The sequence below is a fragment of the Moraxella sp. CTOTU47579 genome, from assembly GCF_032004885.1.
Classification (GTDB): domain Bacteria; phylum Pseudomonadota; class Gammaproteobacteria; order Pseudomonadales; family Moraxellaceae; genus Faucicola; species Faucicola tetraodonis.
The window spans coordinates 26,242-52,516 of the sequence record NZ_DALZOJ010000006.1; the positions used below are offsets into that span (position 1 = coordinate 26,242).

Below are 26,275 nucleotides of genomic sequence, written 5' to 3' on the forward strand. Positions count from 1 at the left end.
AGGGAAATGGCAAAAAACACATCAAAAATAACTCACAGAATCACCACCAAAACTCTGTCTGTAACGACTGAAAATTTTGTTGTCCATCCTTCGGTAGCTAAAGCCTTTCAAATTTACTGTGAAAACTTCTCTACTCCTTCTACTCACCAAAATTCGCATAAGCCCTTGATATTTGACGTAATAAAAGATGATGACAGATTTTATTTTTTTGATAACTTTGCTGAAGTGGTACTAGTCAATGATGACACCAATGTAACAATTAGACCACTTCCTTTGTCAAATATCGACATTGAAAGAAGGGCTTGGGCATCTTTAAAAGCTGATTTTTATGCACTTAAGCCTATCAATCCCAAAATTTTTAATGAGCTTAAGCAATATATGCCAAAAAAAATTGCTGAAGAACTATTTGGGGGCAATATGACAATTGAAAAAATTTTAGCTGATTTGCAGTTAGAACGTCATCATTATGATTATCAAGCCAAGTTACAACGAGAGCATCGGCAATATACTTTTCCATTATTTTCCCAATTAATTCAAGAGGCTCTAGATGGATATTGATAAATTAATTGCTGTCCTATTGCCAAAGCACGATGACGAGTATGTGCAGTCGTTACGAGACTTTTTTCTGACGGTTACATCTATTACTGATTCTTCATTTGTCGGTTTTGATATTACGGATAAATCGAATGTCATATTGGAACCTAAACAGTTAAAAGAGATTTTTGAAAGTTACAAAGGCAAAACTACGAAAGAGAGTTATGAAGTTAAAGCATTTCTTGCTAGTAGCTATGTTCTCACACCATTTGATATAAAAAATCCATCATTGGAGTGGCAATGGATATCTAAGCTTTGCCACCTTTTACTATATTTTGCTAATAACAAGTTGACTCGGCGTATTAGCGAAACCAGCGTTGAAGCGAGAAAGTGGCTTACACCCAAGTCTAGTTATCAATCGCTTTGGCAAAGTTGTTATACCACTTGGCAGGCAGATACACTGGAACGAACCTATTTAAACGTTAAACAACAACTACAAATTTTTGAAAACGCTAATCACCCAAATTTATCAAAACTACAGTCAATTTATCGTACGCTTGAATTCGCTTATCATCATCGCCAACCCATTACGCGAAAGACTCAAGGTAGAAAGAGCCGAGCAAAACCAAAAATTGACGAGAGCTATACCCAAACGTTGGCCGTCAATGATATTGATGATGATACTGATGAATTGGTAGAGGTTAGAGAGATTGAATCAACGCAGAATGATATTGATCCGTTGCGCGAGCGTCTTGATAATAATTTGCCTACTTACGTCGTTCTTGAACAACGTAGCCTAAAAGCCACCGAAAAATTTTCCCCAAAACAAATTCAGCTTCGAACCAAGGCAAAAGTTTCCCATGCTAACCGCAATGAGCTATTTAGTCTGATCAACATCCGTCATTTACCGCCTTTCGTGATACAAAATGTTTGTAGCAAGCTGTGGCAGTATTTTCATCAAGCAGACATCGAGAGAGATAAAAAGCGCGCTATGGCTTATTTACTGCTTTCGTTACACACCGGTTATTCGATACAACAGTTATCCGTTGATATTAATAATAATGAGAAAAAAATTGTTGATGTTAGTAATCGAACTCAACAATTTGATTTTTTTATAAAGCTTGATATTACCCCACTGCGTATTCGGCAGGTAGGTATTGAAAATGTTCTAGCAAATCGCTTGTCATCAATAAAATTACCGCTACCTCCTGAGTTAGCGAGTTTTTTGGCATATAAAGGTGAGCCGATGGCACAATGGATTGAAGCGGTCATTGGTGATTTACGTCACGAATTGGATCTACCATACCTGAGCTTAGCCCGTATCGAAAAGTCACTTTATACCTTACTTATTCAGAAAATTACGACCACACAGATTGCTAGTATTATTACAGGCAGAAATGCTCGCAAACGTGCTGACCTATCGTATACCTCTCTTAAACAAATACAAATTTTCGAGGTTTATCAACAAGCGATTGCACTGCTGAATCAACGTAGTTGTTTAGATTTAAGTTATTTCAGCACTAAGCCAGATGCTGATTTTCGTATCGGTAGCCAAAATACGCCTGAATATTTATTGGTAAAACGCTTCTTTGAGCATTTACACAAACAGCTTATTACCCAGACGCATTACATTGATAAGTTTAATGCTTATAGCTTATGGCTCTGGCATGTGTCGCTAATTCTAACTTCTATTCGTGCGGTGGAAGGCGCACCTGGCTTTTTGAAGCAATTTAATCTAAGCCGAAAAATCGCTTGGATTCAAGACAAAGAAGAACGTTTCACCACCAATGCCCAACGCCTTGTACCAATCTGTGATTTTCTGGTTAAAGCAATACAAGATTACTTGGGCTTTCTGTCGGTATTTTCTGCCAAGTTTGGACGATTAAATCCTACGTTAGCCCAGCAGATTGAGCAAATTCTACAATCTAAACGTCCTTTAATTAATTGGCTAGATCCTAAAGGCAACATGGAAAGTATGCGACCTGCCATTATTCAAAGACAATTAGCAGAGCATTTTAAGTTTAAAGCAGATTGGACACGCCATGTTGGACAACGTTTTTTGCTAGAGCAGCAAGTTGATGAGGCCATTATTTCGGCCCTATTTGCGCATGAGATGTTTGGACAAGAAACCTGGCAAAAACATTCATCAATGAGTGTGGGTGATATCATCGCGGTTCGGTATATCTACGATGATTTAGCTCAAAAACTCCAATTACAGCAGATTGCGTGATAGCTCATTGGAAGAATTAAGGTATGTAGTAAGCGAGTTTAGTTGAATTTAGGTGATAGACCACCAGCAACAACAATAGAATATATGTCGAAATTCCATCAGGAAATCGACATAAGCAGTTTTCATGTCGATAGGATCGACACTAAAATACGATATGTCGATTTTTATCATGAAAATCGACATATCCATTCTGATATGTTTATACTATCGACATATCAAGCTGATATGTACAAATTAAGGTGTAAAATCGACATGAATGCTTCATCTTCTATTTTAAGTAATACTGTCACTTGGCGAGCCAATCAACCTTATAACCAGTTACCAAATTTGCCCCCAAATATCGACGTTGAAACCAAAGCGGTATTAAAGCAATGTATCGAAGCCCGAGCCAAACTTGCTGAACTCAAACAAGCCAGTATGCTGATACCCAATGACAGCATTTTGATTCATATTATTCCGCTACTCGAAGCCAAAGATAGTAGTGAGATTGAGAATATTGTCACGACCACAGATGAGCTATTTCGCTACGCTGAACAATCTGAGAATGCCAATAATGCAACAAAAGAGGCTTTGCGTTATCGTAATGCTTTATATCAAGGTATCACATCAATTAAAGAGCGACCTTTTAGCACCCAAACAGCCATCGAAGTCTGCCGAACCATTAAAGGTGTCAACCTTGATATTCGCTCGATCACAGGTACCTCGTTAACTAATAGCGTAACGGGTGAAACTATTTACACACCACCTGTAGGTGAAACATTCATTCGAGAAAAACTCGCCAATTGGGAGCAGTTTCTACACTACCATGATGAGCTTGATCCGCTTATCAAAATGGCAATAGCCCATTATCAGTTTGAAGCAATTCACCCCTTTACTGACGGCAATGGGCGTACAGGTCGAATCCTTAATATGCTATATTTGATGCACGAAAACTTGCTTAACTTACCGATTTTATATTTAAGCCGTTATATCATTCAAACTAAAGAAGACTATTATCGCTTACTACTTGGTGTAACCAAAGACCAAGACTGGATAAGCTGGGTTTTATATATCCTTAAAGGCATTATTGAGACGTGTGAATGGACCATTCACAAGATAGAGGCGATCCGTTTGCTACATGTTGATACCAGTGAATACATCAAAGCGAAAGCACCCAATGTTTATTCACGAGAGCTTGTCGATGCCATATTTGAACAGCCGTATATCCGTATTGGTACAGTGGTAAATAAGCAAATCGCCAAACGCCAAACCGCTAGCAATTATCTAGCTAAGCTAGTTGAACTTGGTGTGTTACAAGAAGTGGATGCTGGGCGAGAAAAACTGTTTTTACACCAACATTTGATAGATTTATTGGTCGAAAATAAACGCATTACTTATCATCCATAACCGTCAAATTGCTGAAAAACACATGGGAAACCAACGCATGCCCAATTCTGATTTATTTGGTTATGAACGTCGACAAGCAGCACTTAAAATCGCTCGAAAAGCTGACAACAGACACGCGATTGAAATTAGCCAAGAAATTTGCGAAAGCGAATGGCAAAGCTTTCTAAATGAATTTAAAGTTGACAGCGCTGAAGGCTATAAAATCCAAGTCAAAGATGAACTCATTGATGAATTATATGATAGGATTTTAAAACAATTCAATGAGCAGCTTAAGGCTACTCAACTACCTGCTGCAATGGCTCACCGCCTAAAATTTTTTAATCATATCAATAAAAAGCGTAGTCAAGCGAACCTAAAACCGTTTCCAACGCCTGTTATAGCCGACATACCGAAACGTCCCGCTAATACCAATGATCTAGACAATTTTTTATATTTGGAAACGGCCGAGCAAATCGTTAATAATGCCCTACAAATTTGGCAAGTTAAGAATAGCTTTACCCTACTCGATAGTGTGACTTGGTTATTATTTTCCCAGATCGTCTTTGGCGGTTATAACGAAGCGGTGGTCATAAAGGCTGTCTATCAAGCATTAAAAGACAAAACAGCCATTTATCACGTCGGTAAAGAGCAGCTATTACTACCGATTGAATTAACGTCAACCGAGTATGCCAATCGTATTGTCAGGCCAGATAACGACAACCCTGATGAGGTTCAATTATATTATTCAAGGTGGGTGTTTTTAAATGATGTCAGTCGGCTTTGGCTGGTGTATTTCAATACGCATTTTACTGAAAGCAGCAAATTTCCCAGTTATGCAGAATGTATTCGCAGACTGAGCGACCTGGTTGGAGAAAAGTTTAACGCCGATAATTTTGCAAATTCCCGTTTCCTAACTCATATCAATATTTTTTGGCAAACCCTACCCAATGTGAAGATTGACCAGCAAATGGTTGAAACCCTTGTAGGTCGTCAACGCCATACTGCTATCACCTTTGAGCAACTGCTGCGCTATTTTAGCCCAATCAAAATAGATGCGCGTACCAAAGCTTCGTTAACCATCACTAGCGACGAGCCGGGTATAGCGATTGATCGGCTTATGACCTCAAAAAGCAGCGCTAAAATACCTAGCCTAGAAGACGATTTTAAGGATGATATTGTTAAAGTCATTCGCAACATTTTAAATGGTCAGAAAAGTCAAATTCTAAGTCAATTGGCGCGGTTTTACGCTGAAAGCCCGTTATTGCCTAACCAACAACGCTTAGTAAAATGGCTCATAGATTTAACTAAAAAAGGCAATAAACCCAGCACCTTACGACGCTATTTATCAGAAATTGGTAACGATTTTTTGGCAGAAACCCGTGATGCAGATTTTATTGGTTGGCAAGATTTTGAATATAAATTTATTTATGACAAAATTATAAGCACAAAAAACACCTTAAAAATGGGCTATACCCAAACTGTGATTGCCTCCTTGCACGACGTACTGGTCAAAGAATTTAACGCCCCCTATCTGAGATTAAATCGAGATAAAGACCCCTTAGTCGTTAATAGCTGTCTGATTCCTGTCGAGCTATATCAGCATATGCTCACGCAACTAGAGAACCATCCATCTATTAATGACAAGCTAAGAGATGTGCTAAAACTGATACTGATTCTATTGTATCGCACAGGGATGCGGTTTATGGAAGTGCTATCAATTAGGCTTTCAGATATTGAGTATGATAATCAGGGGTTTATTGATTACAATATTGTCTTAAGACCACATGCACAGCGCGATTTAAAATCCGATGATTCGACCCGCCGTTTTATGCTCAATGTGCTGTTGCAGCCTACTGAACTGGCTGCATTCACAAAATATTTTCATCAAAAATTACGACAAAATGCCCAGTATTTATTTACCCTACCACACCATGCTCAGCCTATCGATAGAAACAGTGTCGAGCTACCGTTTCGTGGGATTTTAACTGACCCCATTTTACAAAACCGCTATCATGACATCAGTATGCACAGCTTTCGTCACAATGCCATTTCAAATATGACGATGATATTACGTTGTGATTATAGTGTGATTGAGCATTTTACCGATTATAGTCGTGACCAGGTGAAAGCTATTCGACAGTCTGCATTGGGTCCAAAAAGAAAGGTCAGCCCAAGTTTTTGGCAAGTATTGGAAGACTTTGCCGGGCATGCCGATTTGAACACCACCTTTAGTTCTTATATTCACACCGCTGATATCATTGCCCATCATCAACTATCAAAAGCCAAAATTCAATTACCATTAGCGACCGTCATCAAACTATCAGGTAAGGCAAGACGCAGCTTTAATCAATATCACAAAGACGCGGTAGATTTTGATAATGAAGCCGTTAATCTTTGGCATATTCGAAGCTTTATCAACAATACCCTTGCCACCCAAAAGCTCGCCCATAACGCTAAAGTAACTATAAAAAATGACGCGGTTTTAACAACCGTTTCAGACGCATTGGAAAATACGCCGCAATCATCAATTTTTGGTAAATACAATCGTCTTTGCATTGAAAAAATGCTGAGTGATATGGAATCAGGCATGGATTTGTCGACTGCCAGTCAGCTTAATTTTGACTTTAGCGACGCGATGCTAATTTATCAAAATGCCCTAAAACTAATTAAAAATGAAGACGGCTCACCCAATTATAAATTTGTCAGTCAAAAACGTCAGCAACTGTCATCTCATCCGATTATTACGCCAACGCCATTGCACTATCATCAAGAAATCGCTTTATCAAATCTTTGCTTTGATAATATTGAAAAATTGTGCCAGTCTAAAGCAGGCAAACGTGAAATCGCTGAATTTGTACAAACTTTTTATGAAAAAACCATTCCGTCAAAACCAGAAATTCGGTTTCCATTCAAAGAAACCAAGCAGTTCTATGGCTATCTTGAAACGGCATTAAAAATCCTTCCAAGCGAATATTGGCGTATCAATATTTGTAAATATACACCGACCACAGTAGTTAATGAGGTAACAGGTGAAAAATCTTTTACCATGCCGATCGATAAGAAAGAAACGGAACACGCTAACAAAAAATTTAATGAAAAATTTGCTGACTTCAAAGGGGATATTACCCAAAAGCCGATTTATAGCGGGTTTAGTATCAGTATGATACGCCCAAATGATAAAGGCAGGCCCACCAAAAAACAGCCCAATTCAGTGATGATAAAACATATCGTACATTGGTTAATGATCATGAAGTTTTAATCTGTTTCAAGTTTTTGCTCTTAATTGGCAAAGCCACCATCGTGTTGCACGAGATGGGGATTTTTTCCGGATTCGTTTTGTTATTGAATTCGTCAGGTAATGTGACATTTAAAAAAGGCTTGGCACACTAATTTATGCCAAGCCCTTTTCAATCAAGAGCAGAATTTTAGGGACGGTAGATATACAAGCGATCGCTGTCAATATCGCTGTTGGCTTTGTCGATGTATTTTGGCGTGATAAAGTCTTTGCTGTCTTTGACGTGCGCAGCGATGCCAAAGTCGTCATCATTGATCAGCCCCAATGTACCATTCGGGAACAGGAGCAAACCTTCAAGCTTATCATGTGGGTAGTTTAGCTTCATCACTGCATCGAGATACTCGGTTTTACTCACTGGGCGAATGCCTTTACTTGCTAACACATTCCAGCCATCGGCAGTAAGCGTCAACTGCTCCAATGTTTTACCTTCGACTAGTAAGCCAAGGCTTGGGTCTTGCATGATATCGGCTGTGTTGGTGATTGATTCTAGGTTTGTCGCACCGGCTAGGCTAATTTTATATACCTTTTTAATCGCTGCGGCATTAAGCTGTGGCAGCTCGCCATCACGTTCGATGACATAAAACGTGTCTTTATCAATAGCGACAATGCCTGAGTTAGAGTCGGTAGCAGTGTTTTGTTGTTGGTAAATAAATTGCTCGATATTACCCGTTGCCAATTCAATACGCACAATACGGGTCATGGTCGATTTTTTGGTGGTTTTATCAGGGTTATATAGAGCTGATTGCATGATACCAACCAAGTATTTTTGGTCAGGGGTAACCGTTAAACCTTCCATACCGCGATTGGCGCGGCGTTTTTTAAATTCAGCCGGTAAGGTAATCAGCTTACCATTTACTTTATAGGTACTGGCGCCTTCGCCGATGTCAAAGGCATTGATACGGGCAATCTCGCGACCAGTGGCATCAAAGTGAACGATGTGTGGGCCATACTCATCACTCACCCAAAAGGTCCCATCTTTCATCACTGCTAAACCTTCTGGGTCAAAGCCATACGGGTCAGTTTTGGTAGGGTTGGTAAGCGCATCATAAGGCTTGGTTTGGTCAACCAACATTAAGCGGTCAAAGGCAGTATCCATGGTGTTTTGGATATAAGCGACTTCTTTGGTTGCCCCATTGACTGGGTTGGGCAAGCCAGTGACTTTGGTGGTACCGTCTGGGCGTTTAAACTCTATCACTTTAACTAAGCTGATTTTGCCGTCATTGCCAAGTTGGAACAAGCCAAGATTAGGCGTATAACTAGGCACAGGGAAAGCTTTGCCTTCCCCTTTATCCAGATTAGGGTCGCCATTCACCACATCAGCATTGGGACCACGATCAGTTAAGGCATAAAACTGCGTTGGATTCGCGGGATTAACAAATGCGTCTGAACCATAGCCGCCTTGATAGACGTTGACGGTTTTGCCATCTGCGTCTTTGGTGGTCAGTAATACTTTGCTTGGCAGCGCAGTGCCATTTTTGAAAGTGGTAAGTAAGGTTTCATAACTGGTATTGGGAGTTGGGTTATCAAAAGACACGTTAGAATTATTATCATTATTACAGGCGGCTAACAGGCTAGCTGTGGCCACGGCTAACAGGGTTAGCTTGGTCTTGGTTAACATGGTTGACATAACTTTCCTCAAAATAGGTAATAAACTATGATTAACGTACTGGGTAAATTAGATAACTCTAGTTCATTATTATGTCATTTCGATGATAGGGTTTGGTTACTCAAAAGTACTGTTTGCGATTAGTATATTTTGAGCAGTACATTCCACCAAATTTCTTGTCTATCCACTCGATTATCAACCGTCTGCCAAACTTTCAATGTTTTGGCTAACTCTAGCTGATTTTCGATCAATTGCCAACGCTGTTCATTCATATCACAAAAAAAGCGCCCGTCTTGTTCTCGTTCACTATCACCATATTTGAATGAGGCATACAAGACACCATTGGGCGTTAGACAAGTGATTAATTCGTTTAAGATTTTGGATAAATCATCGAAAGGCACATGCAGCAATGATGCACATGCCCAAATACCAGTAAAATGATTTTGCCAGCTTTGTTTCGCTATCTCATCAAATCTTAGACATTGCCAGTCAATACGCGTATCAGTTTCCTTAGCTAAATCAATTAAATTTTGCGAGCCATCAATGGCGACAACTTCAAATCCCTGATTGGCAAAAAATACACTATCTCGCCCTGAGCCACAGCCAACGTCCAAAATTTTTTGCTGATTGCGCAAAGGAGTTTTTGGCAAATGTTCTAAAAATAGCTGATAAATATTTTGCATATTTACATTTAAAGTTTGCTCGAAAAAATCTTTCGCATGATTTTGGTAATAATTTAATGTGTTCATTAGAAAATACTAATCCCTTGTGGCTTGGGTTGCCAGTTGTGAATTAAGCGTTCTTTTGAGAACCGATAGGATTTTTTTAAAAAATACTCTCTGTCTTCCACTTTATCGCCTGTTTGCATCATTAACGTTTCACGAAGCGGATGGTGACTACTGATTAAATACTCATTACGAGTATGAAGGCGATTCAATAATTCAATACTGGGTACTTGGGCAAACTTGCCACTTTCTCCTCGATTGCATTCGGCACATGACAATACTAAATTCCAAACGCCATCGATATTGACAGGACGACAACACCCAGCGTTGACAACATCTGGCTTTAGTAAATGTGGAAAAAAATGGTCAACGTCAGCAAGCAAATCGTCATCTGATGAAATACTAATTTCTTTAAAACAGTAAAAACAACGGCTTTTTTGGTAGCCATTTAGTGCTCCACGAGACGTTGTAATATTGGTTCTGCGGTGCTTGGCATCTTGAGTAAAAAGTTGCTTGGTGTCTTGGTCAAACTCGACTGCGATAAGATTTTTATTTATGTTGAGTTCCCACGCTTTTTCAACCAAATTCCAACGCGATTCAGTTTCTTGATTTAAGTCTTGGGCTGAGTTGTCGTAAACATAAAACAATTTAAACAGATTATCAGTTAAGCGAATGCCTTTGTTGTATCTACGCTCATCAATAAAAAATTCTTCATTCACCACGTCATAAAATCGCTCAGTCACGGCTTTGGTATTGACTACGTGAAACGCGTTGAGCACATATTTAAAGCCTTCTTTGGTCGTTATATCTCGCAGTCTATTTTCATCGATTAAACCTGCGTTAAAATCTTGACAGGCTTGAATAAATTTACCCGTTCTACCCGTAGTTTGTTTGGGGCTGTGTTTAAGATGCTCGGCAAGGTGTAAGGCATATGGCAAGGCTAGATCATCAAGGGTGATTAAATCCGATTTTCGCTCAAGGCTGACATCAATCAAACTTTTAGCGAGAGCAAATTTGTACGAAGCAGAATTTTTACCAAATAAGATAATGGCTCGCCAGTAATTCTCTAAGGTGGGTTCAACATCGACAAAATTCATGTGACATCCATGCGGTAGGCTTTTGATTTACTATAGCATACCCCGACCTATATTTTAGCTGAAATTATTCTAGGTAAGCTTATAGGGGTTAACATGCGATGTTACAGAAAAAAGCCACTAAAAACTTAGTGGCTTTTTTGTCAGGTCGGTGTCAATTAGGAACTTTTTTCAAAAGGACTCTATAGCGTCAGCATCGTCATCTTCCCAATCGTCTTTATTAACAGGATAGGAATCAATCATTTGATCAAATTGCATAGGCTTCTTTAAAAATGCACGACAGACAACACATTCCCAATTTTCCCAGTCGCTAGGCATTTGATGATATTGTATCGGTTCATTGAGCAGATATTTTATACCACAGTGAATACAAGTAATATCGTTGCTATATAACCGCAATTTACTCAATGCCCAAGCCAACTCATCGGATGTCATGTCATACATGTCACAGACCATATTCACATAGACGATATGACTTGGCTTACAATCTTCATCGAAATTTGGGGTCAGATAGAAATGACATGCCTTGACCTGCTTTGGTGTCAAGACAGGATCATATATTATATTGTAGCTTGTTAGCTCTTTATCACTCATGGTAGCCTCCTAACATCGATTCTGGAAACTGCTTATCAAAAAGATGGCGTAACTGCCGATAACGCTCATTAGCAGTTTCATCTGGGTCAATGCGATGTAGCTGACGCTGTGTCCAAATACGCACCGCCTTTTGGTCATTCACATCCAACTCAATCTCCAAAAATTCTGCCAGGTCCTTGGTTGGCATGATATGAAATTCTTTGATTAATTCATTGCTCAGATGCAATGCTTCAGCACTCACATAATCATTTTTTTGTCCAAGTAATTGCTGTAATAGTTGGTTTGCATTTTTCATCTTAGTTATCCTGTTCTGCATTATAATGAAGTCGATTTTTTGTTTGTTCAGCCGCTAATTGTTTACTGGCTAGCAATAAACTATCAATTGCTGAACCATCTTGACGTGTTACATCAGGCACATATCGGCTATACACGCGAAACAGCATCTCAGTGCTACTATGCCCCATTTGCCGAGCAATCCATTCAGGATTCTCCCCTGCTGCAAGCCAAAGGGTAGCAGCGGTATGCCGAGTCTGATACGCTCTACGATGTTTGAGCCCCAATAGCTTTAACGTGGGTGTCCAAACACGACGATTGACATTACGATGCTCTAGTGGATTACCTTGTGAATTGCAAAACACATAGTCTGATTTACCAAAGGTATAGCGTTTTTGTTCTTGTAGGGCATCATAGACCAACTGTGACATAGCAATTTCACGATTAGAACCATAGGTTTTAGTTGGACCTTCAATGCCATCAACGATGGCACTACGCACTTTAATTTCTCTGCGGTCGAAATCCACACACTCCCATTTAAGCCCATCAATCTCACTACTTCGCATGCCCGTGAAAAAGCGTGTCGTATAATACGGCTTATAGTCATGGCGAACATGATTAAGAAAAATCCACACTTCATCCAACGTAAACGGATGAACATCAGGCTTCTGCTCTTTTAAGTTTTTAATGCCTTTAAACGGGGTATCAAATTCATAGCGGTCACTACCCTCTTGTAGTATCATACGCAGAGGTATCATAATTTGATTAATTCGTGCTACCGACAGACTGGCTTGGCTATTTTTACCGTAACGAACTTTGGCGAGCGAGGTACGGAAGTCAAGCAAGTCTGATTTTTTAATACTGGGTAAAGTCTTTTGTCCAAAATACGGAACCAGGTAGTTGTCCAAAATTATCTGTATCTTTTGTTGGTAGGCAGGTTGCCATTCCACTTGTTTTTCTTCAAACCACGTCTTGGAAAAATCTTTAAACGTAGGCTTACGACTGACACAAGCTTCCACTCGGTCATCAAGCTGTTTCATTTGCTCAATTTTTTCGCTCTTGGGAAAGTAAGCCGCATAATCAAAAATCCCCAATGTGATCTCTGCTTCCATCTTTTCGATAATCTTTGCCAAGGCTTTGCGGTTGGCAGGGGTATCGGTTAAGTTGGTTTTTTCACGGCAACGAATATTGTGGTAGCGAAAATCCACCACCAATACGCCATGCCTAGCTCTTATTGATGCCATTTCATTACTCCTTATTGTAGCGCCATGCCGTTGATTAGGCTCATGGCAGGTTTGCACATATCTTCTTCGATACGCTCCCAAACATATAGAATTTTGCGACCACCAAAGGGGCGGATGTAGTGAATATTTTCGATAAGTACACTGTCTTTTAAGCGAGTACGAATCGTGCGAGGATTGTATTTGATACGCTTAGAAAGCTCTTCTGTGGTAAGATACGTTTGTGTTGTCATAATAGACTCCTTGTAAAAAGTATAATTGAGATAGGATTTTTTCTATCTGAGATATACTTTATCATAATTTTATAATTGAGCAAGTACTTTTTACAACTCTTATGGTACTTTTTTATGATTAAATGTAAATTGCCACTTCTATTAGCTGAAAGAAGGCTTAAAGTCGCAGATGCCGTCCGAGAAACAGGCATTAGCAAAACGACCTTGCATAAAATTTATAATGAGCAATCAACGAGAATAGAATTTGAGACGATTGATAAGCTATGTGCGTTTTTAGAAGTGAGTGTAGATGAACTGTTTGACCATATCCCTAATGACGCAGAAGATGCTCTAAAAGAGCCAGAGGTGAATGATGATAAATAATCGCTTGCCGTTATTATTGGCTGAAAGAAAATTGCGTGTAGCAGATGTGGTAAGGCAGACAGGCATTAGCAAAACCACGTTGCATAAGATTTATAAAGACGAATCAACACAAATCGATTTTGATACGATAGATAAATTGTGTGATTTTTTGGGCGTTACAATGGGGGAAATTTTTGAATACGTGCCTGATGAACAAGCTTCAGAGTAAAGTTTAAAACATGGGTTAGCATTTAAATCCAAGCTTTGACAAGTACGGCATGTATAACGTCACCTTGTCCTGCTCTCGCTGTAATTCTTGAGAAATCCGACTGATGAAGGTATTCATTGATTCACCAGATCGAGCAAATTTACTGCCAAAATTTGTATCATTGGCAAGCTTGACTGCAAAGGTACTGGCTTGTGAAGCTGTTAAAAGGTGAAGCATTTTGACGCTCGACTCGCTATTTTCCGCTGTATCGGTCTTCTTTTTAACGCTAATATCGATACGAAAGTGAGTGATGTTGCGACCTGCCTTGATTGGGGCGATCTCAAGTTTAAAATCGCCTTGCTTGTTAATTTGCTCAATAGCAGGGTCTAGCACTCGCCGTCTGAATTCAGCGACCTTCGGGTACTTGTCAGCCACGCCAAATAAATCTTTCCACTCAAAGATAGACATCTCAGGGGTACTACCCAGTTTTTGCCATTTGGTGATTAACTCATAGATTCTTTTACTACTTGCTCCTGTGAAAGCTACGGTTTTGACATAGTCGTATTTGGTGTATGCTTTACCCGTATGTTCAATTAGAAATGCCAATGGGTCAGAAAAATGCAGCAGCAGGTAGCCTTGTTGGTCTTGGTAGGAGATACCCTGTAGCCAATTGTACTCCGCACGAAGTGTTGTAAAGTTATTATGAGGAGGTTTAAGCACTGATAATTTATCTTCTTCTTTGTCAGATATGATTGAAAGGTCACGATAAAGCGTGAATTTTAGTTTTTTTTCACCCAGTGTTTTTGCGGTATCTTTAAGCGTTTTATAAGCGTAAATGTCACTGACTTGATTAGCGGCAGCGAACTCCTTGGCAGTAATCATCACTTGCTTACCACCCGATTGTAGTTTATGGATTTTGTTGATAGCAAGCGTCATTAAATCATGTTCTGCCATCGTCAAGTCATAGCCGGCTTCGACTAAGGTATTGGATTTGGTAATCATGATTGTATCACTACTCTTACAGTAAAAATTTGACTCTGCCATCATACCACTCGTTATTAAGCATTTCGCTTAATTATAAGAATGGACAAAAAAAGCATGAAATCGTAAGTGACCTTAAGTGACATCGGTTACAAAAGGTAACCAAGTTTTCAATTCAATAATTTGTACATCTATACCAATAATCTGTACATCTTAATTCAATAATCCGTACATATAATTTCAATAACTTGTACATCTAACTTCAACAATTTGTACATTTACTAGGCTCTAAAGCAAGTATTCTCAATGCACAAAGCGTGCTGATAACTCTTATAATATTTAATAACATTCATAGTCATTATATGTTATCTGAGCGAGTTTTTAGAAAACTTTCATTGTCAAAGATAAATTGAGAAATTTCCTTGATTATATATTCTACGTTTAGGTAACGTTCGTAATTTAATCTTTTTTCAATCCATTCATCGACCATGTTTTTGCTTACAGGGTAAAAATTATGGCGTAGTCTTTCAGAGAAAATATTTTCTAATGTCTTAATGTTTATAACATTATAGGTATTACGAGATTCTTCAGCCAAAGCTATGACTTTTGCAAAGTAATCTAAATAGGTTGCATTCGCTAATTCCCATTTCTCATATGTTTTTTTATCGACAACGCTCAAATCATAAGATAAGTGACCATTATATATTGCATGAAGCAGATATTTATCGGCATCGAAAAACACAGTCAGTAGTTCAAAATCTCTGATTGCTTCATTATTTTTAGTATCATTCTGAAATGCTCCTGCAATTTCGATAATCTTTCTTTCATTTGATGGATATTTTCTTAAGAATACAAGAATAACTTTCCAATGCTTGGATGATAAAAGTGAAAAGTAGGATTGAGCGTATTCTTTTAATAAAGCTAAAGCCAATTTTTCATGTTGAGCAATATTTTCAAAGTCTATTTTTGGAGAATTGCTTATGAATTCTCGATAGAAATTTATCCAATTAAAAAAAGTAGCTAGTTCCTCAGGTTTAGCGTTGTGAAGAGCCTTATTATACTCTCCCCAAAATAAAATCCGTCCATTCAACTCAGGACAGAGAAACTCAATAAATTTGTTATACGAGTGAATTGGCTCAATTTCTTTGGCTTCAGCTCGTTTTTCTTCAATCAATTTTCTCTTAGCATGATCTCTTCGCTCCAAGCTTTCTTTATGATGATATGACCCGACAATGCCGTAAAAATGTTGCCAAAAATTTCTTTTACTATTGAGCACCAAATTTTCAATTGGTACAAGGCTTTCATAGCGATAAGCAAAAGGCTTACCATACTTAGCACTTAATATGATTTTATCGAGACTATTAATTCGTTGATAAAGTTTTTCATCTTCAAAAAAGCCAAGTTGTAAAAACCAATTTTTAAATAGATTGTTTACCTGAATACTATTTTTACTAAATTGGTCAATCGCTTCTTCCGTGATTGCTATATTTGGTAGAGCTATCATGTCTATAAGTGTATCAAGCGTAAAGTTGCCTTCTCGATACTGATAGAGTAGAAAGTCAGAATAAACCAGATTTTCATATAACGCTCTCATCTCTTCCATATCAGATAATGGGCCATGTGCTTCATGCAACACAAACTTCATGATATTTCCTTATGACCAATAATTAAAAAGTTATCCATAGCAATTCATTACAACCAATAATTATTAAAATATCTAGCATTATATCTGCTATGCTATAAATAGCAGATATAAGTTTAATATTCAATACTTTGAATAAATGAAGCCCATGACGACTGATTTAGAATTTATTGAACCTGTTTCACAGCCTCCTAAAGAACCTAGTCCTATTGCAGGACTCGGTGAGTATCTACAATCAAATCTTAGCGACTTTTTTGAAAGCTTAACAGCTGTAAGCGACATCCAAGCCATTTTAGACCAGATTAAATTAAATAAAGATACTATCGTATGGCTTGACCTAGAAATTGATCCAGACACTCAAAAACTGCTTGATGGAGCAGTTATCGCTGATGATTTGTATTGGCAATTTGATGAAACGTTGTTTAATAACAATGCAAGCCAGCTTTTTGAGATTTTTCAGACGGCTCATTATTTGGGTGGACATAATTTAATTGAGTTTGATCTGCCAAAATTAGTAGACTTTTTTACCGGTATTGAGGATTTGAATATCACTGATATCACGTTGACTCAATGGCAAGCCAAAACATGGGATACGCTTATTCTTAGTTGCCTGTTGATTCCACATCAGCCGACCCATGCGTTAGCCAAACTTTATAAAGCCAATACTGCCTATAACAATCCTGTGCTCGACTGTGTTGAAAGTCGTATCATCTTTGAGCTTTGCCTGACAGCATGGGCTAATCTAACTTTGGATAGTCAGTTTTTATACCATCAACTACTGCCAAATCTTGAGCAATTATCCAGTAAATCGTATTTTTATGTCGATAATGACTGTATCTTTGACTGGGATAATATCACGAGCGAAATGCCCGAAGGCAATCAATATGAGCTTATTGCCTTGCTAAAGCAAGCTTGTGATACACTCAAACAGCAAAAAATCACACCAAAAGAAAACATTAATCCTTGGCAGTATTTAGGTTTGGCGTGTTTTGTTAATTGGCTTCGCTACTTTGCCAAACCCCAAGCTCGCCGTCCTGTATGGATTAGCAAGCACCCTGTTTACAAAATAAGCTTTCAGCAAGCCGAAGAAACTTTTTGGCAAATTCATGAGCCGAATGAGGATTGGATTAACAGCCAATGCCAAGAATTTTTTGGGTTTGACAAACTGCGTGATGGTCAAATGCAGATTGTCAAAGCTACCCTTGCCAATCAAGATATTCCATTGGGGATTTTGCCAACAGGGGGCGGGAAAAGCCTAACTTTCCAATTACCTGCGTTGATTTTTAGCAAGTATCAACGCCAACTCACGGTCGTTATTTCACCGCTCAAAGCCTTGATTGAAGACCAAGTCATTAATCTTCATACCCAACTACCTAACTATGAAAGCCGTATCGCCTATCTGACATCAGGACAAACGCCCGAAACGCAAAAAAACATTATCACAGGCGTGTGGCAAGGTGATATTGACATCCTATATTTAAGCCCAGAACGCTTGCGAACTCACAGCATTCGTCAATTGTTTAAAAATCGCCCGCCTGCATTTTGGGTACTGGATGAAGCCCATACTTTAAGTCAATGGGGTACTGATTTTCGTCCTGACTTTTTGCGAATTGCTGATCATATTGTTGCTTGTTACAATCCGGATATCGCTCAAAAGGTACAGTCAAGCATTGAGGCGATGACACAAAAGCCCAGTAAAAACGACAACCAATTTGATTTGTTAGCAGAAGATATTACCCAAACTGTCAATGAGCCTGTCAAAGATTACGAGTTTATTGCTCCAAAAGTTAGCCTGGTGACCGCTACGGCATCGAGCCGTGTCAAAGAAGATTTGGATAAAGAATTGGTCAATAAACTGGTGGCTTTAACCGATAATAAGCCTTTGGTGCAGTATGGTACACCTATTGAAAGCCTAAAAATTTGGCGAGAGAATATCACGCCACACTTTGAACAAGTGCCAAAAGACAACCGCATGACCAGAATTTATCAAATCTTGCGTGAACGTCAAGCCTGGTATGAACAAAAACATCCTGAACATCCAGAGCAAGGCATTGCCCTTGTTTACCTGCGAAACCGCAAAGTCTGTGAAGAATACGCTAAACACTTTGCCGAACAAAATCTCAAAGCCGTCGCCTATCATGGCAAACTGGATGAATCACAGAAAAAGCAAATCTTACAACAGTTCAAAAACAATGAATTGGATGTGGTTGTTTGTACCAATGCCTTTGGGATGGGTATTGATAAAGCAGGGATTCATACCGTTATCCATAGTGGGGTGCCAAACAATCTTGAGTCGTACGTGCAAGAAATCGGGCGTGGAGCAAGAAAATCACATGAACACGCCCACGCTTATATGTTGTGGGACAATAGCGACATCGAAAATCAGTTTCAACAAGAACGTAATTCTCGCATTCCCAATACAGACACCTTAAAAAACTGTTGGGAACAAATCAGACCAATTCTGAGCAGACAGCCTAGTGATCAATGGTTTGCAGGCAATTTACTATTGCCAATTTTGGGCATTGACGATGATGTGGAGCAGCTTAACACCCAAATCCGTGTGGCTTTATTGGCATTAGAACGCTATGGCTTGCTGATTGAAAAAGAACAGCAACCTGCTTTTATTACCATTAAATTATTGCAAAGCCCCACAGTAGACCATAATAGTAAACTACTTAAACTATATAACCAATTGCAGCAAATTAACGATAACCTACCGACCCAAACCAGTATTTATAAAACCGCTGAAAAACAGCCCACTCGTTATCATCTGCCCGAACTTGCGGTAGCGTTAGGTTATTCGGTCAAGCAATTGCTAAATTTACTTCGTCAACTGGTCAAACTAGGGTTTGCTCAATGGGAAATCGTGGTCAATATTCGCCTAAACTATACCGTCAGGCATTTAAAAAGCGAGTTTAACAAGAAAAAGCGTATGCTTGATGCCCTAAAAGCGTTTATTGCGAGCGATTTTTTTCAAACACATTATCAAGAGATAAATAATGTGGAAGGGTTTGAGCGTTTTGACAGCAGAGCTCTAGATAATTGGCTTGTGTCTCATCAGTATCAGTTCCGCACAGCTAAAGACATTTTTCCAATGTTACGAGCGTTAAATATCATTGCCACACGCCATCATTCACGCCAGTATTTTACGGTCAGCTCGACCGCCGAGACCAAAGAGCAACTGGCAACTGAGCAGCTCAGTGACAACTGGCATAATTGGCTAAATCTTGCTGAACAGCAATTTAATCAATTTGCCCGATTGCTGGATGAGTATATTTTTGCCAAGCTTGATGGAAAGGGGAAAGAAGTTGGCGAAAATTTCTCGTTGGACGATATTGCCGAGCAGTTTAACCGCTCACCAATAGTTATTTTGCAACAACTTGAACAACTACAAAAACTGGGCATCATTGAGCTATCACGGCTTGACGATGATGCCAATGCGATTTTCTTTATTGGCGAAAATTTTAGACAGTTTGTTAATGGTAAAAAAACTCCAAGTCGCTACGATAAACAAGCCTATGATTACTTACAAAAGCATTATACTGACCGTTGTATGCGAATCCATGTGTTAAATCATTGGCTGGGTAGCGACATAGATACCAAACGCTCACTGATGGAAGACTACTTTAGAAAACCGTTATCCGATGTGATTAAGCAATATATACCCAAAGAAACCGATGTCACTCGCCCCTATCTCAAAGATTATAAAAAACTGATTTTACCCAGCTATTTAAGCGAAGTACAAAAGCAAATCATTGAAGATAAAAGCCGTGCATCGATGATTTTGGCAGGGCCTGGTTCAGGCAAAACCACGGTGGTTGTGCATCGGGTCGCCCATCTGTTAATGATTGAAGAAATTAAGCCTGAGAAAATTTTGATTTTGGCTTATAACCGTTTGGCGGTGTGTGAATTGCGAGACCGCCTAAAGGCTCTAGTAGGAAATAATGCCAATGGCGTGACGATTTTGACTTTCCATGCCTTGGCTAGACAAATCACAGGACTGTCAGAAAAAGATGCCACCAATGAACAATTGGATGAAATTTGTTCTCGGATTGATCATTTAAATGAAGAAAAAAGTGACGATAAACGCAGAAATAATGCCCGCTACCAATGGCTTATCGAGCAAGCGATTGCCCAACTTAAAGAATCCCCCCAGTATTTTCAGTACATCATGGTTGATGAATTCCAAGATATCGACGAGTACCAATACGAGTTAATTGGTTTATTAGCTGACTTACAAGAAGCGGAAACTGAAGACGATATCAATGACAACCGATCGTCAGTCAACTATGAACAGCGTGGTTATCTAATGGTCGTGGGTGATGATGACCAGAATTTATATGCGTTTCGTGGGGCAAGTATCAAGTTTATTCAGCAGTTTGAACAAAACTATCATATTGACGTTTCACAAAAATATTATCTGCTCAATAATTATCGCAGTGCCGATAATATCGTGAATCTTGCCAATGACTTTATTAGTCAGTCATTGCCCAATGAAGAACGGTTAAAAGATGCTGATAATAGCATCAAGCCCACTCATATTCACCCAGAATTACCGATTCGCTATGGCATATTTTATCAGCCAAAAGGCATTGATATGGCAAGCTGGGTCGCCCACGATATTCAAGCCAAACTGGCTGAATTCGACAGTTTAGAGCATAAACCTAGCATCGCCATTTTAGCCCCACAATGGCGAGACTTTGATGCGATACAGCATTATCTAGAAATTTTAGGCATTAACAGCCAACGCTATAATGAAAGCGAGCAATTAATTCCCTTAAATAGCTTTATCGGACAGGCTTTGTACCAGTTCTTAGATAATGAACGCTTGGCGATAATTGATGGACAAGTGACCACGTTTTTAGAAAATTGGCGAAAAGAAAAGCACTTAACCGCTTTGGATAAGGCATGGCAGGCTATTTTAGGTAGTATCACAGATTTAGCTAATGTTACCTACGAACAAGTTTTACAACGCCTTGAAGTAACCCAATATGACAGTGAAAAAGCAGTTTACTTGCTCAGTTACCACAGTGCCAAGGGCATGGAATTTGACCATATCTATGTGATTGACCAAGTGAGTAAGTACACTCGAAACCAAGAAAATAGCCAAGATACAATCAGACCCTTGTATGTTGCTCTAACACGACCCAAGCAATCACTTACTGTCTTGCAACATCAACAAAATAATCATCAAATATTAGCTGATTTGTTGGCTAACCAAGGTCATAAACTTGAAATACCAACAGTCAGTAAGCCAGATTATTTATGCTTTCACCGATTCTTGCAACTCGAAGAAATCGTATTGACACCAAAAGCCTTGGTCAATGAAGAAGGACGAGAGTTTGTCACTCAGGTTTTTGTTAAAGATGGCTGGGGCAAATCAAATGCTGTATTTAGTCGATTTATTATCAAAGATTGGAATAAGCATAAAGTGACATCAGGTTTTTATTCTCCCCGTAATCAGCTTATTTGCCAGTTTTCAAGCAATTTAACAACTAAATTAGGCAATATGAATATTGAACTAGTAGGCTTTACTACCACTCTCTTCTATCAACAAGATATGAGTTGGTATGAAAAGCATCAATATCGTGGTATCGAAACTTCCCATTATCTGATAGTGCCTTTTATAAAAATAATGATAAAAATCTAACTACTGCGGTCACGGGGGGTTTCTAGCTCAAAGCTGCCCACTGCTAATTTAATAGTTGCTACTAAGGTTTTGATCAAGATATCTGTCTATACTTTCATATTGTCATTCCTTCTATTTCAAATAGTTTAGTGGAATAACACAGATTTTTGAATATTACCTTCGAAATTGGTATTGATGTTAAAAATTTAGACTATAAAGTTAATTTTCATATTCTTAGAAAGATTAAAGCTAATAAACTTGTATACTTAAATCAAGGACGAGAATATCGACCTTGCCCTTCAATCTATCAGGTAGTTGATTATTTAATTTCGTGAGGAGTTGCTCTGGCATCTCGATATCCTTAGAGCTTCTATTTGCTATTTTCACACTAGAACCAAACCATAAAACTAGATATATGCCTTGTTCATAAGCATCAGGATGTATAGAGTAACTTTCGAATAATTGGTTTGACATAGCATTAAATAGCTCAGGATGCCATTGTCCTTTAATTTCCATCACTAAAAGCTGACGTTTCTCATCCATTTTGGTAAAAGTAATATCTGCACGCCTAGCTTCATGCATTTGGTGCTCTGGCGTAACGATTATGCTTTTGGGCTCAAGCCGTAATCGTAATCTTTCTGCAATAATGAGAGCACAATCCACTTCATTCTTATGCTTATTATTCTCATAGAAGATACGTTTTGTAGTTGTATCGCCCCCATTCAAATCTTTTTGATAAACTTCAATTTCATCTTTGATAAGTGCCCTTAAATGTTCAACTGTAAGAATCGTATTAGTCTGGAAAAAGTCAGTAATAGCTTCAGAAGTGGGAGCTTTAAAATTTTCGAATGCCTTAAAGCGTTTTTTCTCTGCTAATTGGCTTTTTAAGGTAGCATAAAACTCATTAAATAATGGGCTAAGCAATAATCTTTCTATAACTTTCACACTATCATCAGATTTATCATCTTTTATTTGATAAACTAAATCTTGCAAAAACCTATATGCCCTTTCTTCTTTTGGACTATCAGTACCCCAACTATTAGGTAAATCTATTTTTTCCCACTTAGTTAAATAATGGTTTAAAATTTTCTCAATCCTGATAGCATTCAAAGCTGACCATTTACCATCGCCACCTCTATTCCAAGTATCTGAAAGAATCTCAAACTCAAAAATATTATCCTCATCTTCCTTAAGCCAGTCCCAATAGACATCATTATCCTCTATTAAGTAGAAGGCTCTAATTAACCAAAATACTCTACGCTTTTCAAATCCTGTATCTTCAGTTTCTTTTGGATACTTTAACAAAAGATTATCTGTATATTCTTTTACGAAGCCAGATAGCTCTTGAATCGTTGATTCATGATACGCTTTATTAAATAATTCAGATAAAGAACGAATATTAGTTTCAGGAAACTTTTTTAACCACTCTAAAGGTAGTTTCGGGATAAAAGATTGGAATACCTCATAAATTTCAAGCCACTCTACTCGTGAATATTCGCTTCTTGATTCCAACTCAAACTCAACAACCTCACGTATAAAAATTTCAGCACTTTCAGTATCTTTAAATAATATTTTATCAACTTCCTCAATAATAGATTTCTTTTCTAAAAAATTTATTCCTGAATAGGAAAAATGAGTATTTAAACGGTAGTTAATTAACAGCTTTCTACTTATATTATTTAAATCTCCATTTTTTCTAAACCTTTCATGAATGCACGCAGTAATAATTTCTACCAACGAATGATAATTTTCATTCTTATCTAACGGTTTAAATTTCCCATCATCGTTGAGTAAACCATCTATTGTAGACAAAGCATTATATAGTGAATTTCTCACAAGATTTTCATCACCAATCTGTGTGCTAATTTCACTAGGATGATGTAATACCAAATTCGCAAATTTTTTTAGACAATTTAATTGCTCTCCATTTTCAATAATTTGACGGTTTTCGTTAATATATCGTCTATTTCTTTGAAAAACTATTTCTTGCCAATTTTTACAACGCTTTTCATAACGCTTGTGTTTTTTCTCATACTTATAATATTCACTAACTCTATTTGGTCTGAAATGGAAGGCTGACCAAGCTAGCATAAAATTTGATTTATTTTTTGCTTGCTGCCTCATATAATGCCGTCTTTTATGATTTTCACTATCAAACCTACTATGATAAGGAATGAGTCTTCGCCATAGATTATGATTATCACTTTCATAAGCATAATCGGTAAAAAACTGCCAATCCTCATAAGTTATCGTCAAGCCAGAGTGACCTTTGACGGAAAAATTGCTAATCCATAAGTCATGTATATGATCAGGATCGGTTATCCTATTAAATGCGATTTTAAAAACTTGCTGCCTTAGTTGATTATTATTTTTTAGGAATTTTACAGATGCACTGCTTTCGATTAAAATAGAGTTTTCAAATCGTAAATTCCTTATCCAATACCAAATTTTTTCTGCATCAAATAAACCATTATTTACAGTGAAATATTGATCAAGGAGATAACCTATAACTTTACTTTGAGCATAAAGAGACTCATTCAGTATAGATTCGGTGCTCTTAGTGCAAAGTAATTTATTTGTTAGTTGATCAAGCAAATAGATAACTTTATAAATAGGAAGTTGTTTTATAAACTCATTAACAAAATAGCGTTCACCGATTATTCTAGTAAATTTTGTATTAACAAAATTGTTAGGCGTGTAAAGCTGTATAAAGCAGAAAAATAATTTTTCAAGAAATTGATCGTCGAATTTCTCAATACCCTTTCTCGTTAAAGTATAAGTTATCATATGCAACGAAGTAGTAGACAACTCAATCATTAAGGAATTTAAAGTCTCTATAACACTGTAATCTTTCATATTAGCTATACAAGCGTTGGCTTCGAATCTTACATTACTATCTTCGTGTGCATCTAAAACTAGCCCCTCAAGCTCGTTTTTAAAGTGAATAGCTTCGTTTGAACTCTCCAACATGCCCAAAAGCAACTTTCGAAAATAGTTATTTTTATTTTCTAATAACTCTACTTTTACTTCATCGATAATATCAAAGGTAAAAAAGCCAACAGTACTAAATGAAGACCTAAAAAAATCACCTCTTCTAAAGTAAGGATCACTAATAGATAAATCTTTTAAATTTTTAAAAATTAATTTTTTGGATGAGTTTAATAATTGAGATGGATCACCATTAGCAATTATTGCATAAGGATCTAATTCAATTAATCTTTCCTGAATACTTTTATTTCCAACTGTGGCTAGCCATCCCACCATTCCTCTCAATTCGTCTCTTACAAATCCATTGGGTGCAATAATGGCTAGTAGTTGATTTATAGATAAGGGATTTACAGAGTCCTTTAATCTATGACTCAGATATTCTGCTGCACCATATTCAGCAAGTATTTTGTGCACTGGTTGATGATGATCAGATTTATCACTTGGTCTAAACAATTGACTTGCCAATATCTCCTTAACATGCTCATTAACTACAATAGCATTTAAAAAGGGAAATAATCTCTCAGAATTGATTTCAGTATTACTAACACCTTCAGACCCTGATAGAAGCAAATTTGCAAAGACTTGTTGTGCAATTGCAACTTTCTGCTGAGTGGTTAAATATCTTGGGATCGAAAGCTCTTTATTAGTATCAGTTGCTGCTGCAATAAATGCAGCTGGAAAAATCGATTTCTTATCTAAGAATTCTCTATTTTTTTGAATATAAGCCATTCCTAGCATTTTCAACATTTGAGGTGTAGAAAGTAGAGGCTGTAAGTCAAATTTACTGATTTGATAATAAAATTTTTCAAAATCTTCATCAACAAAATGAAAATTAAAAAATGATCTTTGATCATCTATATCGAAAGGTTGTAAATATAATACAATTGGACTTTTACCAAAAAATTGCTCGATTTTGCGATTATAGGAATCTAACCATTCACTTGATCTACTGGAAATGAAAATTTTTTTAAATGGGGATGAACTAATTTTTCCTAATAGATTCATGACGCTTGATGAATCAATTTTGACAAGTTCATCAAAAGCATCTATGATCAAAATCTTATCATACGTATTATCTAGTGATGAATTTTTATAGTTAATTACATTTGCTGACTTACAAGTTGTTTGAAATTTATTAGCTAAATTTTCAAGTAAACTAGTTTTGCCGATGCCAGGCTCACCAAGGATGATAATGATTTCGCCTAATTGATTTAAATCAGACTCATTGACTGTTAAATCACCTTTTGGATTCACTAATCTTCGAGTCAAATAAAATTCTTTACTCAAGTTTTCTT

Annotated in this window: 17 protein-coding genes; 7 read left to right on the forward strand and 10 right to left on the reverse strand. The window is 37.7% G+C overall.

What is annotated here, in order from left to right:
* Positions 1–6 precede the first annotated feature (6 nt).
* The 4 genes from RTP55_RS05760 to RTP55_RS05775 all read left to right on the forward strand — a co-directional run bounded on the left by RTP55_RS05760 (position 7) and on the right by RTP55_RS05775 (position 7,388).
* Positions 7–558 carry a hypothetical protein gene (locus tag RTP55_RS05760; protein ID WP_312384868.1) on the forward strand — a complete coding sequence of 184 codons (552 nt, stop codon included), beginning with the start codon at positions 7–9 and terminating at the stop codon, positions 556–558.
* Complete coding sequence (locus RTP55_RS05765) at positions 548–2,764, forward strand: hypothetical protein (RefSeq protein WP_312384869.1); 2,217 nt, start codon at positions 548–550, stop codon at positions 2,762–2,764. Before RTP55_RS05760 ends, RTP55_RS05765 begins: the two co-directional genes overlap by 11 nt.
* Positions 2,765–3,016: 252 nt before the next feature.
* On the forward strand, positions 3,017–4,150 hold the full coding sequence (gene fic, locus RTP55_RS05770) for a protein adenylyltransferase Fic (RefSeq protein ID WP_312384872.1): 1,134 nt from the start codon (positions 3,017–3,019) through the stop codon (positions 4,148–4,150).
* Positions 4,151–4,187: 37 nt separating this feature from the next.
* Complete coding sequence (locus RTP55_RS05775; protein WP_312384873.1) at positions 4,188–7,388, forward strand: site-specific integrase; 3,201 nt, start codon at positions 4,188–4,190, stop codon at positions 7,386–7,388.
* A gap of 166 nt (positions 7,389–7,554) precedes the next feature.
* Here the strand turns inward: RTP55_RS05775 and RTP55_RS05780 are convergent, their stop codons facing one another.
* The 7 genes from RTP55_RS05780 to RTP55_RS05810 form a co-directional block, all read right to left on the reverse strand.
* A complete protein-coding gene (locus tag RTP55_RS05780) occupies positions 7,555–9,051 on the reverse strand; it encodes an esterase-like activity of phytase family protein (protein ID WP_286190480.1) in 1,497 nt (498 codons plus the stop codon).
* Between the two features lie 119 nt (positions 9,052–9,170).
* Positions 9,171–9,779 (reverse strand): class I SAM-dependent methyltransferase, encoded by a 609-nt coding sequence (locus RTP55_RS05785; RefSeq protein WP_188875640.1) that lies wholly within the window; start codon positions 9,777–9,779, stop codon positions 9,171–9,173.
* Complete coding sequence (locus tag RTP55_RS05790) at positions 9,779–10,852, reverse strand: HNH endonuclease family protein (RefSeq protein ID WP_188875641.1); 1,074 nt, start codon at positions 10,850–10,852, stop codon at positions 9,779–9,781. Before RTP55_RS05790 ends, RTP55_RS05785 begins: the two co-directional genes overlap by 1 nt.
* A gap of 168 nt (positions 10,853–11,020) precedes the next feature.
* Positions 11,021–11,443, reverse strand: a complete 423-nt coding sequence (locus RTP55_RS05795; protein ID WP_188875642.1) for a hypothetical protein — start codon at positions 11,441–11,443, stop codon at positions 11,021–11,023.
* The gene (locus RTP55_RS05800) at positions 11,436–11,738 is read right to left on the reverse strand and encodes a hypothetical protein (protein ID WP_188875643.1); all 303 of its coding nucleotides are present in this window, start codon (positions 11,736–11,738) and stop codon (positions 11,436–11,438) included. The genes RTP55_RS05795 and RTP55_RS05800 overlap by 8 nt, the downstream gene beginning before the upstream one ends.
* A 1-nt stretch (position 11,739) precedes the next feature.
* Positions 11,740–12,960: a tyrosine-type recombinase/integrase gene (locus tag RTP55_RS05805; protein ID WP_188875644.1), complete on the reverse strand. Its 1,221-nt coding sequence runs from the start codon at positions 12,958–12,960 to the stop codon at positions 11,740–11,742.
* A gap of 11 nt (positions 12,961–12,971) precedes the next feature.
* The gene (locus RTP55_RS05810; protein WP_312384885.1) at positions 12,972–13,190 is read right to left on the reverse strand and encodes a hypothetical protein; all 219 of its coding nucleotides are present in this window, start codon (positions 13,188–13,190) and stop codon (positions 12,972–12,974) included.
* Between the two features lie 114 nt (positions 13,191–13,304).
* Here RTP55_RS05810 and RTP55_RS05815 point away from each other — a divergent pair, with 114 nt between their 5' ends.
* Both RTP55_RS05815 and RTP55_RS05820 read left to right on the forward strand, forming a co-directional pair.
* Positions 13,305–13,553, forward strand: coding sequence for a helix-turn-helix domain-containing protein (locus RTP55_RS05815; protein WP_188875646.1), 249 nt, complete (start codon positions 13,305–13,307; stop codon positions 13,551–13,553).
* Complete coding sequence (locus RTP55_RS05820) at positions 13,543–13,761, forward strand: helix-turn-helix domain-containing protein (protein WP_188875652.1); 219 nt, start codon at positions 13,543–13,545, stop codon at positions 13,759–13,761. Before RTP55_RS05815 ends, RTP55_RS05820 begins: the two co-directional genes overlap by 11 nt.
* A gap of 15 nt (positions 13,762–13,776) precedes the next feature.
* Here the strand turns inward: RTP55_RS05820 and RTP55_RS05825 are convergent, their stop codons facing one another.
* Positions 13,777–14,742: a RepB family plasmid replication initiator protein gene (locus RTP55_RS05825; RefSeq protein ID WP_188875647.1), complete on the reverse strand. Its 966-nt coding sequence runs from the start codon at positions 14,740–14,742 to the stop codon at positions 13,777–13,779.
* Positions 14,743–15,079: 337 nt separating this feature from the next.
* Entirely contained in the window at positions 15,080–16,366 is a 1,287-nt protein-coding gene (locus RTP55_RS05830) for a hypothetical protein (protein WP_188875648.1), read from the reverse strand.
* A 145-nt stretch (positions 16,367–16,511) separates the two neighbouring features.
* Here RTP55_RS05830 and RTP55_RS05835 point away from each other — a divergent pair, with 145 nt between their 5' ends.
* Positions 16,512–22,013 carry a UvrD-helicase domain-containing protein gene (locus RTP55_RS05835; protein WP_188875649.1) on the forward strand — a complete coding sequence of 1,834 codons (5,502 nt, stop codon included), beginning with the start codon at positions 16,512–16,514 and terminating at the stop codon, positions 22,011–22,013.
* 228 nt (positions 22,014–22,241) lie between these two features.
* On the opposite strand, the gene RTP55_RS05840 is transcribed toward RTP55_RS05835, so the two are convergent.
* On the reverse strand, positions 22,242–26,267 hold the full coding sequence (locus RTP55_RS05840; protein ID WP_312384889.1) for an NACHT domain-containing protein: 4,026 nt from the start codon (positions 26,265–26,267) through the stop codon (positions 22,242–22,244).
* Positions 26,268–26,275 lie beyond the last annotated feature (8 nt).

Excerpts from the sequence above, each read along its gene's own strand:
- RTP55_RS05760 (WP_312384868.1), top strand. The coding sequence starts at position 7 with ATGGCAAAAAACACATCAAAAATAACTCACAGAATCACCACCAAAACT.
- RTP55_RS05765 (WP_312384869.1), top strand. The coding sequence starts at position 548 with ATGGATATTGATAAATTAATTGCTGTCCTATTGCCAAAGCACGATGAC.
- fic (WP_312384872.1), top strand. The coding sequence starts at position 3,017 with ATGAATGCTTCATCTTCTATTTTAAGTAATACTGTCACTTGGCGAGCC.
- RTP55_RS05775 (WP_312384873.1), top strand. The coding sequence starts at position 4,188 with ATGCCCAATTCTGATTTATTTGGTTATGAACGTCGACAAGCAGCACTT.
- RTP55_RS05780 (WP_286190480.1), bottom strand. The coding sequence starts at position 9,051 with ATGTCAACCATGTTAACCAAGACCAAGCTAACCCTGTTAGCCGTGGCC.
- RTP55_RS05785 (WP_188875640.1), bottom strand. The coding sequence starts at position 9,779 with ATGAACACATTAAATTATTACCAAAATCATGCGAAAGATTTTTTCGAG.
- RTP55_RS05790 (WP_188875641.1), bottom strand. The coding sequence starts at position 10,852 with ATGAATTTTGTCGATGTTGAACCCACCTTAGAGAATTACTGGCGAGCC.
- RTP55_RS05795 (WP_188875642.1), bottom strand. The coding sequence starts at position 11,443 with ATGAGTGATAAAGAGCTAACAAGCTACAATATAATATATGATCCTGTC.
- RTP55_RS05800 (WP_188875643.1), bottom strand. The coding sequence starts at position 11,738 with ATGAAAAATGCAAACCAACTATTACAGCAATTACTTGGACAAAAAAAT.
- RTP55_RS05805 (WP_188875644.1), bottom strand. The coding sequence starts at position 12,960 with ATGGCATCAATAAGAGCTAGGCATGGCGTATTGGTGGTGGATTTTCGC.
- RTP55_RS05810 (WP_312384885.1), bottom strand. The coding sequence starts at position 13,190 with ATGACAACACAAACGTATCTTACCACAGAAGAGCTTTCTAAGCGTATC.
- RTP55_RS05815 (WP_188875646.1), top strand. The coding sequence starts at position 13,305 with ATGATTAAATGTAAATTGCCACTTCTATTAGCTGAAAGAAGGCTTAAA.
- RTP55_RS05820 (WP_188875652.1), top strand. The coding sequence starts at position 13,543 with ATGATAAATAATCGCTTGCCGTTATTATTGGCTGAAAGAAAATTGCGT.
- RTP55_RS05825 (WP_188875647.1), bottom strand. The coding sequence starts at position 14,742 with ATGATTACCAAATCCAATACCTTAGTCGAAGCCGGCTATGACTTGACG.
- RTP55_RS05830 (WP_188875648.1), bottom strand. The coding sequence starts at position 16,366 with ATGAAGTTTGTGTTGCATGAAGCACATGGCCCATTATCTGATATGGAA.
- RTP55_RS05835 (WP_188875649.1), top strand. The coding sequence starts at position 16,512 with ATGACGACTGATTTAGAATTTATTGAACCTGTTTCACAGCCTCCTAAA.